The 14,490-nt window shown below is 66.4% G+C and carries 13 protein-coding genes; 8 read left to right on the top strand and 5 right to left on the bottom strand.

Features of this window, described 5'->3' with window-relative positions; genetic code table 11:
* Window positions 1-53 precede the first annotated feature (53 nt).
* Window positions 54-551 (top strand): transporter suffix domain-containing protein, encoded by a 498-nt coding sequence (locus AB3147_RS15315; protein WP_367352328.1) that lies wholly within the window; start codon window positions 54-56, stop codon window positions 549-551.
* Between the two features lie 9 nt (window positions 552-560).
* On the opposite strand, the gene AB3147_RS15320 is transcribed toward AB3147_RS15315, so the two are convergent.
* Window positions 561-1,487 carry a LysR family transcriptional regulator gene (locus AB3147_RS15320; RefSeq protein ID WP_175136309.1) on the bottom strand — a complete coding sequence of 309 codons (927 nt, stop codon included), beginning with the start codon at window positions 1,485-1,487 and terminating at the stop codon, window positions 561-563.
* Between the two features lie 113 nt (window positions 1,488-1,600).
* Here AB3147_RS15320 and AB3147_RS15325 point away from each other — a divergent pair, with 113 nt between their 5' ends.
* Window positions 1,601-3,022, top strand: a complete 1,422-nt coding sequence (locus AB3147_RS15325) for a M20 family metallopeptidase (protein ID WP_175121284.1) — start codon at window positions 1,601-1,603, stop codon at window positions 3,020-3,022.
* Between the two features lie 17 nt (window positions 3,023-3,039).
* Window positions 3,040-4,008 carry a Bug family tripartite tricarboxylate transporter substrate binding protein gene (locus tag AB3147_RS15330; protein WP_175121283.1) on the top strand — a complete coding sequence of 323 codons (969 nt, stop codon included), beginning with the start codon at window positions 3,040-3,042 and terminating at the stop codon, window positions 4,006-4,008.
* 49 nt (window positions 4,009-4,057) lie between these two features.
* Here the strand turns inward: AB3147_RS15330 and AB3147_RS15335 are convergent, their stop codons facing one another.
* From AB3147_RS15335 to AB3147_RS15345, 3 genes are all read right to left on the bottom strand, one after another.
* Window positions 4,058-4,636 carry a lipid-binding SYLF domain-containing protein gene (locus AB3147_RS15335; RefSeq protein ID WP_175121282.1) on the bottom strand — a complete coding sequence of 193 codons (579 nt, stop codon included), beginning with the start codon at window positions 4,634-4,636 and terminating at the stop codon, window positions 4,058-4,060.
* A gap of 117 nt (window positions 4,637-4,753) precedes the next feature.
* Entirely contained in the window at window positions 4,754-7,120 is a 2,367-nt protein-coding gene (locus AB3147_RS15340) for a catalase (protein ID WP_367352329.1), read from the bottom strand.
* A gap of 12 nt (window positions 7,121-7,132) precedes the next feature.
* Window positions 7,133-7,747 (bottom strand): hypothetical protein, encoded by a 615-nt coding sequence (locus tag AB3147_RS15345; protein ID WP_175136306.1) that lies wholly within the window; start codon window positions 7,745-7,747, stop codon window positions 7,133-7,135.
* Window positions 7,748-8,031: 284 nt separating this feature from the next.
* Between AB3147_RS15345 and AB3147_RS15350 the strand changes: the two genes are divergently transcribed.
* From AB3147_RS15350 to AB3147_RS15365, 4 genes are all read left to right on the top strand, one after another.
* Entirely contained in the window at window positions 8,032-8,382 is a 351-nt protein-coding gene (locus tag AB3147_RS15350; protein ID WP_175121279.1) for a DUF3325 domain-containing protein, read from the top strand.
* Window positions 8,383-8,548: 166 nt separating this feature from the next.
* On the top strand, window positions 8,549-10,543 hold the full coding sequence (locus AB3147_RS15355; RefSeq protein ID WP_367352330.1) for a ribonucleoside triphosphate reductase: 1,995 nt from the start codon (window positions 8,549-8,551) through the stop codon (window positions 10,541-10,543).
* Between the two features lie 94 nt (window positions 10,544-10,637).
* The gene (gene nrdD / locus AB3147_RS15360; RefSeq protein ID WP_175121277.1) at window positions 10,638-10,820 is read left to right on the top strand and encodes an anaerobic ribonucleoside-triphosphate reductase; all 183 of its coding nucleotides are present in this window, start codon (window positions 10,638-10,640) and stop codon (window positions 10,818-10,820) included.
* Window positions 10,786-11,613: an anaerobic ribonucleoside-triphosphate reductase activating protein gene (locus AB3147_RS15365; protein ID WP_367352331.1), complete on the top strand. Its 828-nt coding sequence runs from the start codon at window positions 10,786-10,788 to the stop codon at window positions 11,611-11,613. Before nrdD ends, AB3147_RS15365 begins: the two co-directional genes overlap by 35 nt.
* On the opposite strand, the gene AB3147_RS15370 is transcribed toward AB3147_RS15365, so the two are convergent.
* Window positions 11,604-13,022 carry an aminotransferase-like domain-containing protein gene (locus AB3147_RS15370; RefSeq protein ID WP_175136303.1) on the bottom strand — a complete coding sequence of 473 codons (1,419 nt, stop codon included), beginning with the start codon at window positions 13,020-13,022 and terminating at the stop codon, window positions 11,604-11,606. The two genes, AB3147_RS15365 and AB3147_RS15370, sit on opposite strands and share 10 nt — an antisense overlap.
* Window positions 13,023-13,152: 130 nt before the next feature.
* On the opposite strand from AB3147_RS15370, the gene AB3147_RS15375 reads away from it, so the two are divergent.
* Window positions 13,153-14,442, top strand: coding sequence for a hydroxymethylglutaryl-CoA reductase, degradative (locus AB3147_RS15375; RefSeq protein WP_218344306.1), 1,290 nt, complete (start codon window positions 13,153-13,155; stop codon window positions 14,440-14,442).
* Window positions 14,443-14,490 lie beyond the last annotated feature (48 nt).

Genomic DNA, 14,490 nt, shown 5'->3' on the forward strand with positions numbered 1-14,490 from the left:
CACATGCCTTGAATCCCCTCGCCTCAAATTCCACCCCTTGCAAGGAGACCGCCATGAGTGTCCAAGACTTGCCAACCCAACCCGCGCCGGCCATGGGCTGGCGCTTCAAGTGCGGAATCGGAATTTTCATCCTGGCCTTCGCGCTCTGGTTCCTGATTCCCATCGGCGCCGCGATGGACATCCCCGGATCGCGCATCGCGGCACTGACCGGCGCCATCTTCATCGCCAACAAGGTGCTGCTCATCACCTGCATCGCCGTCATGGGCAAAGAGGGATTCCAGCAACTCAAGGCCATCATCGGCGGTCACTCGAAGAAGCTGGCGCCCGTGCAGAAGGTCGGCCCCGTGCGCCACGCCATCGGCATGGTGATGTTCGTCCTGCCGCTGCTGACGTCGATGCTGGAACCCTATGTTGACCAGATCTGGCCCGGTTTCCGGCCGCGGCTGTGGCAGGCGCAACTGCTGGGCGACGTCATGCTGGTGGCCAGCTTTTTCGTGCTGGGCGGCGATTTCTGGAACAAGCTGCGCGCACTGTTCGTGCGGTCGGTCTAGTCATCGCCGTCACGCGCCGCCCTTGTCCAGATCCGGCGCGCGCGGCGCCGCAGTGAGCCGCGCCGCCATGAATTCCAGAAACTCCTTGGCCAGCGGCGGCAAGGTGCGCCCTTGCAGCGTCACGGCCTGGATGCTGCGCTGGCGCATTTCCGGGTTGCTGAACGGCACTGCGGCCAGCGCGGTGCCCTGCGGATCCCCCATCAACGTCAGGTAGCCCGTCAGCGCCACGATCCGGCTGCCCGGCAGCATTGGCAGGAAGGCCGCCGAATTGTTGGACACGTAGGCCGGCTCGATATGCAAGCCGGCATTGGCGCACGCGGTATCGAAAAGCTGCCGTACGGTCGTGCCCTTATCGCCAACCGATACCGGCACGTCGGCCAGGTCACGCAAGCTGATCGCACGGCGCGCGGCAAGCGGATGCTGCCGGCACATCACCGCGTAAACCGGCGCGCGCGTCAGCAGTTCGGTCTTCAGGCGATCGTCCTGCGCCACCGTGTAGTGCAGCGCGATCTGGGACATTCCCTCGAGAATCCGGCGAATCACCTCCTCCGGCCGGTCCACCTGGAGATGAAAACGCGTCTCGGGCCGGACCTGCTTGAAGTCGGCCATGCATAGCGGCAGGAATCGGTGTGCGAATCCCTCGCTACAGGCCAGCCGGATCGTGACGTCGCCTAGCGCGCTGCGCCGCCGGATCTCCTTGGTGACGCGTTCGGCCTCCAGCGCGGCCGCCCGGGCGTATGCCGCGAGTTGAAGCCCGGCCTCGCTGAGCGCCATGCCGCGCGCCTGGCGTTCGAACAGCACGATGCCCAGGCTGTCTTCCAGCTTGGCGATCTGCCGGCTGACGGCGGATGCCGCCACGTGCAGGCTGGCCGCCGCGCCTGCGATCGAACCGCAGCGCGCGACTTCCAGGAAATATCTGAGGCCGAGGGAGATCATGGATGGCTCCTGGATGAGATGCCTTTATAGCAACGCAAAGGTGCGAAATATCTAATTGTGGCACGCGTAGAACCGTAATACTTTTGCTTTTCCGTACTGCCCCGAGAACCGCCATGACCCGCGAACAAGCCATTCTCCACGCGACAGAAGCGTATGACAGCGGCGTCCTTCAGGACACCCTCGCGCGCCGCATCGCGTACACCACCGAGAGCGAAGTCTCCACCCAGGGCCCGGCGCAGCATGCCTACCTGTCGATCGAACTGGTCCCGCGCCTGTCGGCACTAGGCTTTTCCTGTGAAGTGCATCGCAACCCTGCCGGGGTGGACCTGCCGATCCTGGTCGCACGCCGCATCGAAGCGGCCGAGTTGCCGACCGTCCTCATGTACGGTCATGGCGACGTGGTGCGAGGCAACGCCGCCAAATGGGACGCCGGCCGGGACCCCTGGCGCCTGCAGGTCGAAGGCGACCGCTGGTACGGGCGCGGCACGGCCGACAACAAGGGCCAGCACTCCATCAACCTTGAAGCGCTGTCGCGCGTCATTGCCGTCCGCGGCGGCGTGCTGGGGTTCAATACGATCTGGCTCATCGAAACCGGCGAAGAAGCGGGCTCGCCCGGCCTGGCCGCGTTCTGCAAGACGCACCGCAATCTTCTGGCCGCCGACGTCTTCATCGCCAGCGACGGGCCGCGCCTGAACGCCGCGCGGCCCACGCTGTTCATGGGCTCGCGCGGCGCGGTCAATTTCGAACTCAAGGTACGGGCTCGGGAACGCGGCTACCATTCCGGCAACTGGGGCGGACTGCTTTCCAACCCGGCCATCCGGCTTACACATGCGATCAGTTCGCTGGTGGACGCGAACGGCCGCATCGCCGTGCCCGGGTTGCGCCCCCCGCCCATCCCCGCTGCGGTCGCCTTGGCGCTGGCAGACCTGGAAGTCGGTGGTGGCGACGACGATCCGGACATCAACGACTGGTGGGGCGAACCCGGCTTGACCTCGCCGGAAAAGGTATTTGGCTGGAACAGTCTCGACGTCCTGACATTCGGCGCCGGCGACCCCGCCAAACCCGTGAACGCCATTCCTCCGGAAGCGTCGGCCTGGTGTCAGTTGCGCTTCGTGGTCGGCACCGACTGGCGTGCCCTGCAGGAACACGTGGTCGAACACCTGCATCAGGGCGGCTTCGACGACGTCGAGGTTCGTGTCGGCATGCAGGCGGGCGCGACGCGCCTGTCGCCCGACACCCCGTGGGTGCGCTGGGCCGCCGCCTCGCTGGAGCGCACCACCGGCAAACGGCCGGCCCTCTTGCCCAACCTGGGCGGCTCCCTGCCCAACGACATTTTTGCCGACCAACTTGGCCTTCCCACCCTGTGGGTGCCTCACTCCTACCCCGCTTGCGCGCAGCACGCGCCCAATGAACACCTGCTGGGCAGCGTCGCCCGGGAAGGCCTGGCCATCATGGCCGGCCTTTTCTGGGACCTCGGCACCCAGGGCGCCGACTTGCTCGAACAAGCCTGCTCCCAATCGTCCACCTACGCCTGATCCGACCGAGCCCCATCATGACCGCCAGACTTCGCACCGCCCTGTTGGCGTTGACACTTGCCGCCGCGAATGCCCACGCCGCGTATCCGGACCAGGCCATCAAGATCGTCGTCCCGTTCACGCCGGGCGGCGCCACCGACGCGGTGGCGCGCCTGCTCGCCACCAAGTTGACGGGCAAGCTGGGTCAGCCCGTCATCGTCGAGAACCGCCCCGGCGCCTCCACGCTTATCGGCGCCGAGGCCGTCGCCCGCGCAGCGCCCGACGGCTACACGCTCATGCTGTCGGGCAGCACCACGTACAGCGTCCTGCCCGCACTCAAACCCTCGCTGCCCTACGATCCCGTGCGCAGCTTCGAGCACATCGGCATCGTCGCCATGGCGCCCGTCGTGCTGCTGGCGCAAAACGCGCTGCCCGCGGCGACGCCACAACAGGCGGCCGAGCTCGCGCGACAGGAAAGCGCCAAGGGCGGACTGATGTACGGCACGTTCGGCTCCGGGTCCGCCCCCCACCTCACCGGCGAGATGTTCGCGCAGGCTGCTGGCGCCAAGATGACGCCAGTGCCGTACAAGGGAAGCGCGCAACTGATGACCGCGCTGATCGGCGGCGAGATCGCGCTGGCCGTCGATACGGTGTCGGCGTCCGCCGCCCACGTGCGCGCCGGCAAGATCCGCGCACTGGCCGTCACCGGCGAGCAACGCATGCCGCAATTGCCGGACGTGCCGACCTTCGCCGAAGCGGGCATGCCGGAGGTATCGTTCGTGGGCTGGTACGGATTGGTCGCGCCGGCGAACACGCCGACTCCGGTCATGCACACCTTGAACCGGGTAATGGCGGAAATCATGCAGGACACTCAGGTGCGCAAGCGCGTATCGGAACTGTCACTGAATCCGGTCTTCCTGCCAGGGCAGGCTTTCCGCGAGCAGATTGCGATAGAAATCGCCACTTTCAGCGCCATCGCCCAGCGTGCCGGCATAACGCTGGAATGACGGCCGGCGGGACGCCAACCGGGGTCCCGCCCCCATTTCTGCAAATGACTCAGTTCGGATCCATGCGGCTGATCTTCGATCCTTGCAGACCCATCCCCGCCATCAGGCCCTGCTCGCCAAACGGCACCGCGTACACGTCTTGCGTCAAGGTGGTGGTCGAGATGCTGGCGGCGTAGCCCTGATCCACCACGACCAGGCTGGGCCCCGCCCCCAGACTCCACCCGTCGCTCTGATCCAGGTACGCCAGTGCCGGCTCATTCATGAAGAACAGCGCGTACGAAAACTGCTGGGCGCCGGCCTGGAACCCGAAAGACAGTGCAGATATCGAATAAAACCCTTCGACCTGGCCGCGGCGGATCAATGCGCCCGAGCCGCGCTCGCCGCCGACCAGGAAGCCGCCCTTGATGATGTCGGGAAACACCAGCACCGCGACAGCCTGCTTGCCCAGTTCACGCATGCGCGGATCCTGGGAGTAAAGCTGCTCCAGCGCCGCCATCGCGTCGGCGCCGATCTCCGCCGCCGACGCGGCCCGCGCGGACGGTGAGACGCTGACCAGGGCGGAAAAAGTCAAAAGGCTGGCGCAGAGCCAGCCAAGGAACTTCACAGGCAACACGGACGCGCGATTCATACGGCCTCCCCGGTTAAGAAGGACGCACGCCGATTGCGCGCGTCCGACCTGCCGGCTCAGTATTCGCAGCCGCCCCGCACGTGTCAATGATCCGTTCTTACCCGTGCGGGCGCGTCCTCATACCTTCGGTGGCGTGGTCTCCCGCTCCGGATGGCGGTGTTTGCCCAGCGCCGCGATGAACGCCTGCGGATCTTCCCCGCCCAGCAGCAGACCGCCATCGTTCGGATCGGGATCGATGCCTGCGGCCACGTAGACCTGCACGCCGTCGCCGATACCCATCAGCGTCTTGCCGTGCCGGTAGGCATCCCGCAGGAACTCAAGCGCCCGACCGTCGGCAGCCAGGAGCGCCGCGGCATCCGCGCCGCCCGCCACCACGGCCCCGTCGAACACGCCGGACGGATGGTTGTCCAGCGACGCATCCGCATCGAACGCGCCGCCGTCGACGGTCTGGACGGGACCGATGCGCTGACCCACCAGCCGCACGACGGCGCCCGCCTGAATCAGCGCGTCGGCCACCGCGGATACGGTTTTGCCATCCACGCCTTCAGCCGCCAGGATGGCGACCTTGCGCGTAGCTATGCTGCCGTCGCCCGGCCGCGCGGTCAGGGACAACGATGGCGACACCTGCACCTCGGGCTTGGGCGGATTCTTTATGGCGCGCGGCAACGGGTCCGGCAGCGCCATGCCGAGCTGATCGGCCACCCCTTGGGCCAACTCGTCGGACACGTTGCGCAGGGACGCCACCATGCGCTGGCGGATCTGCGGCACGGTCACCTTGCTGAGCTCGAACGCGAAGGCATCGACGATGTGCTTGCGCTCCCAGGCGGTCTGGCTGTCGTAGAACAGCGTGGCCTGGTTGTAGTGCTCGGCAAACTTTTCGGGATGCCCGCGCAATTCATCGCTCGTCACCGGTTCCGGGAACGACACGAAGCCGTCCATGCCCGCCTGGAACGGGCAGCCGCCGGCCAGCGAATTGGGCTCATAGGCCACCCGGCCGCGATGGATGGCCTGGCGGTGCATGCCGTCGCGCTGGTTGTTGTGCACCGGCGCCAGCGGCGCGTTGATGGGAATCTCGTGGAAGTTCGGGCCGCCCAAACGCGAGATCTGCGTGTCGACGTAGGAATGGATGCGGCCAGCCAGCAGAGGGTCATTCGTGAAGTCCACGCCGGGCACCACGTGCGCGGCGCAGAACGCCACCTGCTCGGTCTCGGCAAAGAAGTTGTCGGGGTTGCGGTCCAGCACCATGCGGCCAATCGGCACGACCGGCACCAGTTCCTCGGGCACGATCTTGGTGGCGTCCAGCACGTCGAAGCTGAACCCTTCTGCCTGATCCTCGGTGAAGACCTGCACACCCAGTTCCCATTCGGGGCCATGGCCCGCGTCGATCGCTTCCCACAGATCGCGCCGGTGATAGTCCGGATCCGCGCCCGACACCTTGACCGCCTCGTTCCACACCTGCGAGTGCGTGCCCAGGATCGGGTTCCAGTGGAATTTCACCAGCCGCGATTCGCCCTGCGCGTTGACGAAGCGGAACGTGTGCACGCCAAAGCCCTGCATCATCCGGTAGCTGCGCGGAATGGCGCGGTCCGACATCGCCCACATCAGCATGTGCGTCGATTCGGGCATGAGGGACACGAAATCCCAGAAGGTGTCGTGCGCGGAAGCCGCCTGCGGCATGCCATGATGCGGTTCGGGCTTGACCGCGTGAACCAGGTCCGGGAACTTCATTGCGTCCTGGATGAAGAACACCGGCATATTGTTGCCGACCAGGTCCCAGTTGCCCTCGTCCGTGTAGAACTTCACGGCAAAGCCGCGCACGTCGCGCGCCGTATCCTTGGACCCGCGCTCGCCAGCCACGGTCGAAAAGCGCACGAAGACCGGGGTCCGCTTGCCGGCCTCGGCAAACAGCGACGCAGCGGTCAGGTCCGTCAGAGGCTTGTAGCACTCAAAGTAGCCGTGGGCAGCCGAGCCGCGCGCGTGCACGATGCGCTCGGGGATGCGCTCGTGGTCGAAATGCGTGATCTTTTCACGCAGGATGAAGTCCTTCAGCAGTGCCGGCCCGCGCAGCCCTGCTTTCAGCGAGTGCTGGTTGTCGCTGATGCGCACGCCCTGGTTGGTGGTCAGGGCTTGGCCGCCGCCATCCGCGCGCACACGGGGCAACGTACCGTCGTTCTGGTTCACGCCCGGCGTGGCGGCGTCGCCCGTCTTGTCCGAGACTTCCTTCTCGGACAGCGAGCTTGCGCCCACGGCGGGGTCCACCGTGCCCACGTGTGCGCCAGCGTAGGGACAGCGCGCGGCCTGCTCGCCGTACTCCGCTTCCTTGTTGGCGTTATGGGGGATGGCGCCTGTGGTGGCGCCCACGGCAGCCGCGCGCTGGAGCGCGGGGTGGGTCGGCTTGCCGGCGGGACCGGTGGCCGGACCGCTGTCGGTATTCATGTAGGCGGTGTCGAGCGCGCCGCCCTTTGCTGGCTTCTTGCTTGCCATGATTTTTTCTCCTTAATGGGTCAGCATCGTTTCGCGCGCCTGCTCGGCACGGGACGCACCAATGGCGGTTTCCACCTTCTTTACCTCTTCGGGCGGCGGCAGCACGGCCGGGAAGCCCAGCGACTCGATCCACAACTCGCGCGACCAGCCTTGCGTGTGATACAGGTGATGGTCCTCATCGGTAGCCACGGCGTCATAGGCCTGCTTCAGGATCTTGGCTTCTTCGCCCGATTGCTGCTCGGCAATCAGCCCGATCAGCGACCAGTTGGCGTGGTCCTTGGTCTCTGCCAGCACCACGCATTCGGTCGCCACCAGCTGAGCCGCGGCCGGGTCGCCGGCGTTGATGGCCATCTTCATCGCCCGAACCAGCGATTCGCCCAGGTGACGCACTACGTCGCGGCCCGGCGACTTGGCCTGCGGGTCCAGCTTCAGTTGTTCGAACACCGTCAGCAACACACGGCGATGGGTGCGGGTTTCTTCCAGATAGCCCAGCCATTCTTTCTTCAGGTCTTCATTGATGGCACAGCTGACCGCAGTCTCGTAAATGGCAAGGCCGCCGATCTCAGTTTCCAGCGCCTGGTACAGCAGCTCCTTGATCTGGCGGGCGTTTCCGGCTTTGCGTTTCATGGTTGGGCTCCTTGTCGTAGGTCATCAACGATGCGCACGGCGGGCGATCGCTTCCGATGGAGGCGCGAACACAGCAATTCGCGTTCCCGAGGCTGCGTCCGCCGAACCGCACAGGCGATTGCCGCCTTGAGAGCAGTGGCGGCCCGGAAGCTGTGCAGAAAATACAAAGCGCTCCAAAGCCGGACGCCGCGCCGATTCCCGTAGAATCGGGGGCATTACCCACAACAGCGCAAGGGCGTCGCGCCACCCGGCAGGCACAGCGACCCGCGCAACAAAGCAGCCGCATGACCATGAACGACCTCTGCGCCATCGCGATGGCCTTGCTGCTGACCTACGCCGGCATGGCTTGCCTGGCGCTCGCCACCCCCCGTCACTATCACCAGGTCTGGACGCGCAATCCGCACGCCGGCCACACGCGCGTCCTGCGCGGCGCCGGGGTCCTGTTGATGGGGCTGGCCATCCTTCCCTGCGTGGGCCTGTGGGGCGACGTGCTGGGGATGGTGGTCTGGCTGGGCTGGCTGTCCGCAGGCGCGCTGCTGTGGTTCGGCCTGCTGTCATGGGCCCCGCGGCCGGCCGCCGGCACGGCCGCGGTCGCGGTGGCGATTTCCCTGCTGGGCGTGAGCATCGGCTTCTGATCCGGCCGGGCCGGCCGCAGGCGCCGGGTGCGACCGATCGCCGCATTGCGCAAATTCACGACGGTTTTCGGCCATTTGATGCGGGTCAACCGGCATCCACATCCAGCGGTTCCAGCACCATATGTGGTGATAGAGTAGTCGCACTCCACTACATATGGTGCCAACAATGGAAATCCAACACATCCTCAAGCGCGACGGCCGCGTCGTTGCATTCGATAGCGAGAAGATCGCGCAAGCCATGGCGGCGGCGGGCCAAAGCACCGGGGAGTTGGACCTGCAAGGCGCACGCGCGCTGACCGGCACCGTCATCGCAAAGCTGGACGGCAACGTCTGCCCCGGCGTCGAAACCATCCAGAACCGCGTCGAAGACGTGCTGGTCCAGGCAGGCCACTGGCGCACGGCGCGCGCCTACATCGTCCACCGCGAGCAGCACGCCCGCCTGCGTTCGCTGCGCCATACGCTGGTCGACGTCGAAAGCGCCATGGAAGAGTATCTGGAACAGCGCGATTGGCGCGTCAACGCCAACGCCAATCAGGGCTACAGTCTGGGCGGCCTCATCCTGAACGTCGCCGGCAAGGTCACTGCCAACTATTGGCTGTCCAACGTCTTCACGCCGGAAGCCGGCCATGCCCACCGCGAAGGCGACATCCACATCCACGACCTGGACATGCTCAGCGGCTACTGCGCCGGCTGGTCGCTGCGCCAGTTGCTGACCGAAGGCTTCAACGGCATTCCCGGCAAGGTCGAATCCACGCCGCCCAAACACATGTCGGCCGCCATCGGCCAGATCGTCAACTTCCTGGGCACGCTGCAGAACGAATGGGCCGGCGCGCAGGCGTTCAGCTCGTTCGACACCTACATGGCGCCCTTCATCCGCCGCGACGCGATGACCTATGCGGACGTCAAGCAATCCATCCAGGAACTCATCTTCAACCTGAACGTGCCCAGCCGCTGGGGCACACAAACGCCCTTCACCAACCTCACGTTCGACTGGACCTGCCCGGCCGACCTGAAGGACCAGATCCCTTACGTGGGCGGCGAGGAAATGCCGTTTTCCTACGGCGACCTGCAGGCCGAGATGGACATGATCAACCGCGCGTACATCGAGGTCATGATGGCCGGCGACGCGAAGGGCCGCGTGTTCACGTTCCCCATTCCCACCTACAACATCACGCCCGATTTCGACTGGGACCATCCCAATACCGAGCGCCTCTTTGAAATGACGGCGCGCTACGGATTGCCGTACTTCCAGAACTTCCTGAACTCCGACCTGGAGCCGCACATGGTGCGCTCCATGTGCTGCCGCCTGCAGCTCGACCTGCGCGAACTCCTCAAGCGCGGCAACGGCCTGTTCGGTTCGGCCGAGCAGACCGGTTCGGTCGGCGTGGTGACTGTGAACTGCGCCCGTCTGGGCCATACCTGCCGCGGCGACGAAGCGCGGCTGATGGCGCGCCTGGACCACCTGCTGGCGCTGGGCCGCGACGTGCTGGAAACCAAGCGCAAGGTAGTGCAGCGCTACATCGACCAGGGCCTCTACCCCTACACCCGCCGCTACCTGGGCACGCTGCGCAATCACTTCAGCACGCTGGGCGTGAACGGCATCAACGAGATGATCCGCAACTTCACGGACGATGCCGAAGACGTGACCACGCCCGCCGGCCACGCCTTTGCGGTGCGCCTTCTGGACCGCGTGCGCCAGCGCATGACCGAATTCCAGGAAGAAACCGGCCACCTCTACAACCTTGAAGCCACGCCGGCCGAGGGCACCACGTACCGGTTCGCCCGCGAAGACCGCAAGCGCTACCCCGGCATCCTGCAAGCGGGCACGGACGCCCAGCCGTACTACACAAACTCCAGCCAGTTGCCGGTGGGCTACACAGACGATCCCTTCCACGCGCTGCAATTGCAGGAAACGCTGCAAAGCAAGTACACGGGCGGCACCGTGCTGCACCTGTACATGAACGAGGCCGTGTCCACCGCCGAGGCCTGCAAGCAGCTCGTTCGCCGCGCGCTCACCAATTTCCGCCTGCCGTACATCACGGTCACGCCCACTTTCTCCATCTGCCCGAATCACGGCTACCTGGCCGGGCACCACGAGTTCTGCCCCAAGTGCGACGCGGAACTGCTGGCCAAGCAATCGTCTTGCTGCACCCCGGCCTAGCGTTGCCGGAATCCGGGACGGTGCGCAAGCTACCGGCGCGCGCCGTCCTTTACCCGCCGGGCAAGCGTCCGGCATCACTTTCCGAGGAAAACCTATGCAAACCTTGACCGCTCCCGTCGCTGCGTCCGCTCCGGCTGTCCAACTGGACGACAGCCAGCGCGTGCGCTGCGAAGTCTGGACCCGGGTGATGGGCTACCACCGCCCGGTTTCTTCCTTCAACACCGGCAAACAGGGCGAATTCAATGAGCGCCGCTTCTTCGTCGAACGCAGTGCCTGAAGGCGGATCGCCCCAGGGCAACTCGCAGGCCGGCGGCGCCGGCCGGCCCGCCGCCCAGGCCATTCGCCTGCTGGCGGATCGGCCGGCCTATGCCGCACCGCCGCAGCCGGTTATCCAGCCCCTGCCCCGGCACTCGCCCGCCGTGGGCGGGCTGGTGCCTTTTTCCACCGTCGACTGGCCCGGCCAACTGGCCGCGGTCGTCTTCATTTCGGGCTGCCCGTGGCGCTGTCACTATTGCCACAACGTCGAACTCCAGACGCGCGCCGCCCGCTATGACTGGCGCGAGGTCCGCGCCTTCCTCGAAACCCGCAAGGGCCTCCTGGACGCCGTTGTGTTCTCAGGCGGCGAGCCGCTGAGCGAGCCGCGCCTGCCCGCCATGATCCGCGACGTCAAACGCATGGGCTACCGCGTGGGCCTGCACACCGCGGGCATCTACCCGCTACGGCTGGCCGACGTGCTGCGTCATCTGGACTGGGTGGGCATGGACATCAAGGCGGACGCCAAGGCTTACGACGACATCACGGGCCGGCGCGATTCCCAGCGACCGGCGCTGGCGTGCCTGACGCAGTTGCTGTCTGCAGGACTGGATTTCGAATGCCGCATCACGTGGCATCCCGACTGGCTGGACGAATCGCGGCTGATGGCGCTGGCGCGGGAACTGGCCCGCCGCGGCGTGCGCCAATTTGCGGTGCAGGCCGCGCGCGCCGCGCCCGGCGCACCCGTCGCGCGAGCGCTCAGCAACCAGGCGCAGGGCGAGCTGCGGCAGGCCTTTCAGGAATTCTCCTATCGCTGATCCAGATGCGCAGCCAGGGTGGCGTGGAAGCGCGGCGACACCACGGCGCCCACATTGCAGCGGGACCACGGCGACACCGCCGTGGGATCCACGCTGAACACGCGACCCGGCGCCATGATGACCTTCTCGGGCATCAGCGCCGCGGCCAGCGTCAGCGAATCCGCCACGCCGGGAAACGCAGACCACAGATACAACGAACTGGTCGGCCGCGTGAACACCTGCGCGCCCAGCGAATCCAGCACCTGCAACGCCTGGCCGGTCGCAGCTTCCAGCCGCTGCCGCAGACGCACCAGATGCCGCTCGTAATGGCCCTCGCGCAGCATCACGTCCACCATGCGCTCGCAATACTCAGAGCTGCTGACGTGCACCAGCGCCTTCAGATCGGCCAGGTCGCTTGCCAGCGCGGCGTTGCACGCGATGAAACCCACGCGCAACGCCGCCGAGAAAGACTTCGAGAAGCTACCGATGTAGATGGTGCGCTCAAGCTGATCCAGCGCCGACAGCCTGACCGACGACGTGGGCTTGAAGTCCGCCAGGGGGTCGTTTTCGACCACCATCAGGTTGTAGCGCTCTGACAGTTGCAGGATCTTATAGGCCTTGGCCGGCGACATGTCCGAGCCGGTGGGATTGTGCGCGATCGACTGCGTAAAGAAGAGGCGCGGCTTTTCGCGCTGCAGCAACGATTCCAGTGCAACGACGTCCGGCCCGTCAGGCAGGCGCGGCACGCCCAGCATTCGCACGCCGGCCAGCTTCAGCTTGCCAAAGAGCGGGTAGTAGCCGGGATTGTCCACCAGCACCGTCGACCCCGGCGGCAGGAAGTAGCGGATCACCAGATCCATTGCCTCGTTGGCGCCATGCGTCAGCACCAGTTGCGACGGCGCGGTGTTGATGCCCACGTCGCCCAGCTTGCGGACCAGGCTTTCGCGCAGCGGCGCATAGCCAAATCGGCTGCCGTAGCGGAACAGCGCGCCCAGCCCCGTGCGCACCACCTTCTGGTGATAGCGATCCATGCGCATGTCCGCCAGCCACTCCACCGGCGGAAAGCCGTCGCCCACGGCGACCGCATCCGGTTGGGTCTTGAGCTGTTCGCGCATCAGCCACACGATGTCCATCGCCCGGCTCAATTGCCCCGGCTCTTCGTCCGCGGCCGGGCGCGCGTGATCGACGTCCAGCACGTAAAAGCCCGAGCCACGCCGCGGTTCGACCAGCCCGCGCGCCACCAGCATTTCAAACGCCACCACGACTGTGTTCTTGGCGTAGCGGTGCAGTTGCGCCAGCTCGCGCAAGGACGGCAGCTTGTCGCCCGCGCGGTAGACGCCGTCGGCGATCTGCTGGCCGATCAGGTTGGCCAGGCTCTCGGCGATGGGCGCCGCGCGCTGCGGCCTGCCCGGCGAATTGGCGTCATCCACGTTGCGATCCCTGTCTTGTCGTTGCCAAAATTGGTGCAGTGCGATGGTACTGTTTGCCCAAACTGTACCTCTGAATAGCGGTACAGTTTACCTAGAATCAGGCCACTCGATTCTTATACGGAGACACGCCATCGTGGCCGATTCACGCCTGCCCAACTTCCGGGCCCTCACCCCCGCCCAACGCCTGGCCTTCATTGCCGACGCCGCCTCGCTCACCGATGAAGAGCGCCAAATGCTGGCCGAGCCCGGCGCGCTGAACCTGGCCCGCGCCGACGGCATGATCGAAAACGTCCTGGGGACGTTCGAGCTGCCGCTGGGCGTGGCGGGCAACTTCCAGGTCAATGGCCGCGACGTGCTCGTGCCGATGGCCGTGGAAGAGCCGTCCGTGGTAGCGGCCGCGTCTTTCATGGCCAAGCTGGCGCGCGAAGGCGGCGGCTTCGAGACGTCCAGCACCCGCCCGCTGATGCGCGCACAGGTGCAGGTCCTGGGCCTGACCGACCCGCATGGCGCGCGCCTTGCCCTGCTGCGCGAACGCGAACGCATCCTGACGCTGGCCAACAGCCGCGACAAGGTGCTGATCGAACTGGGCGGCGGCTGCCAGGACATCGAGGTCCACGTGTTCCCGGACACGCCGCGCGGCCCGATGATCGTGATGCACCTGATCGTCGACGTGCGCGACGCCATGGGCGCCAACACCGTCAACACCATGGCCGAGGCCGTGGCCCCGCTGGTCGAGGAAATTGTCGGCGGCTCGGTCCGCCTGCGTATCCTATCCAACCTGGCCGACCTGCGGCTGGCCCGCGCCCGAGTGCGCCTGACGCCGCAGACGCTGGACACCAGGGAGCGCAGCGGCGCCGAGATCATCGAAGGCGTGCTGGACGCGTACACGTTCGCCGCCATCGACCCGTACCGCGCCGCGACTCACAACAAGGGCATCATGAACGGCATCGACCCGGTCATCGTCGCCACCGGCAACGATTGGCGCGCGGTCGAGGCCGGCGCGCACGCCTACGCCGCCCGGTCGGGCCGCTACACGTCGCTGACCCACTGGGAAAAGGACACGTCGGGCGCACTGGTCGGCAGCATCGAGATGCCCATGCCCGTGGGCCTGGTCGGCGGCGCCACCAAGACCCATCCGCTGGCGCGGCTTGCGCTCAAGATCATGGACGTGCGCTCCGCGCAGGAGCTGGGCGAAGTCGCCGTGGCCGTCGGCCTGGCGCAGAATCTGGGCGCGCTGCGGGCGCTGGCCACCGAAGGCATCCAGCGCGGCCACATGGCGCTGCACGCCCGCAACATCGCGCTGGTGGCCGGCGCCACGGGCGCGGAGATCGACGAGGTCGCCAAGCGCATGGCCGCGGAAAAAGACGTCCGCACCGACCGCGCGCTGGCCTTGCTGGAGGAACTGCGCGCGTCCCGATAACCCGAACGGCGAGTACCCGAGGCGGCGCCGGTCACCCCGCGCGCCGTC

The organism is Achromobacter animicus (assembly GCF_040775605.1).
Taxonomy (GTDB): domain Bacteria; phylum Pseudomonadota; class Gammaproteobacteria; order Burkholderiales; family Burkholderiaceae_B; genus Achromobacter; species Achromobacter animicus.

Coding starts and splice junctions, on each gene's coding strand:
- AB3147_RS15315 (WP_367352328.1), top strand. CDS start 54: ATGAGTGTCCAAGACTTGCCAACCCAACCCGCGCCGGCCATGGGCTGG.
- AB3147_RS15320 (WP_175136309.1), bottom strand. CDS start 1,487: ATGATCTCCCTCGGCCTCAGATATTTCCTGGAAGTCGCGCGCTGCGGT.
- AB3147_RS15325 (WP_175121284.1), top strand. CDS start 1,601: ATGACCCGCGAACAAGCCATTCTCCACGCGACAGAAGCGTATGACAGC.
- AB3147_RS15330 (WP_175121283.1), top strand. CDS start 3,040: ATGACCGCCAGACTTCGCACCGCCCTGTTGGCGTTGACACTTGCCGCC.
- AB3147_RS15335 (WP_175121282.1), bottom strand. CDS start 4,636: ATGAATCGCGCGTCCGTGTTGCCTGTGAAGTTCCTTGGCTGGCTCTGC.
- AB3147_RS15340 (WP_367352329.1), bottom strand. CDS start 7,120: ATGGCAAGCAAGAAGCCAGCAAAGGGCGGCGCGCTCGACACCGCCTAC.
- AB3147_RS15345 (WP_175136306.1), bottom strand. CDS start 7,747: ATGAAACGCAAAGCCGGAAACGCCCGCCAGATCAAGGAGCTGCTGTAC.
- AB3147_RS15350 (WP_175121279.1), top strand. CDS start 8,032: ATGACCATGAACGACCTCTGCGCCATCGCGATGGCCTTGCTGCTGACC.
- AB3147_RS15355 (WP_367352330.1), top strand. CDS start 8,549: ATGGAAATCCAACACATCCTCAAGCGCGACGGCCGCGTCGTTGCATTC.
- nrdD (WP_175121277.1), top strand. CDS start 10,638: ATGCAAACCTTGACCGCTCCCGTCGCTGCGTCCGCTCCGGCTGTCCAA.
- AB3147_RS15365 (WP_367352331.1), top strand. CDS start 10,786: ATGAGCGCCGCTTCTTCGTCGAACGCAGTGCCTGAAGGCGGATCGCCC.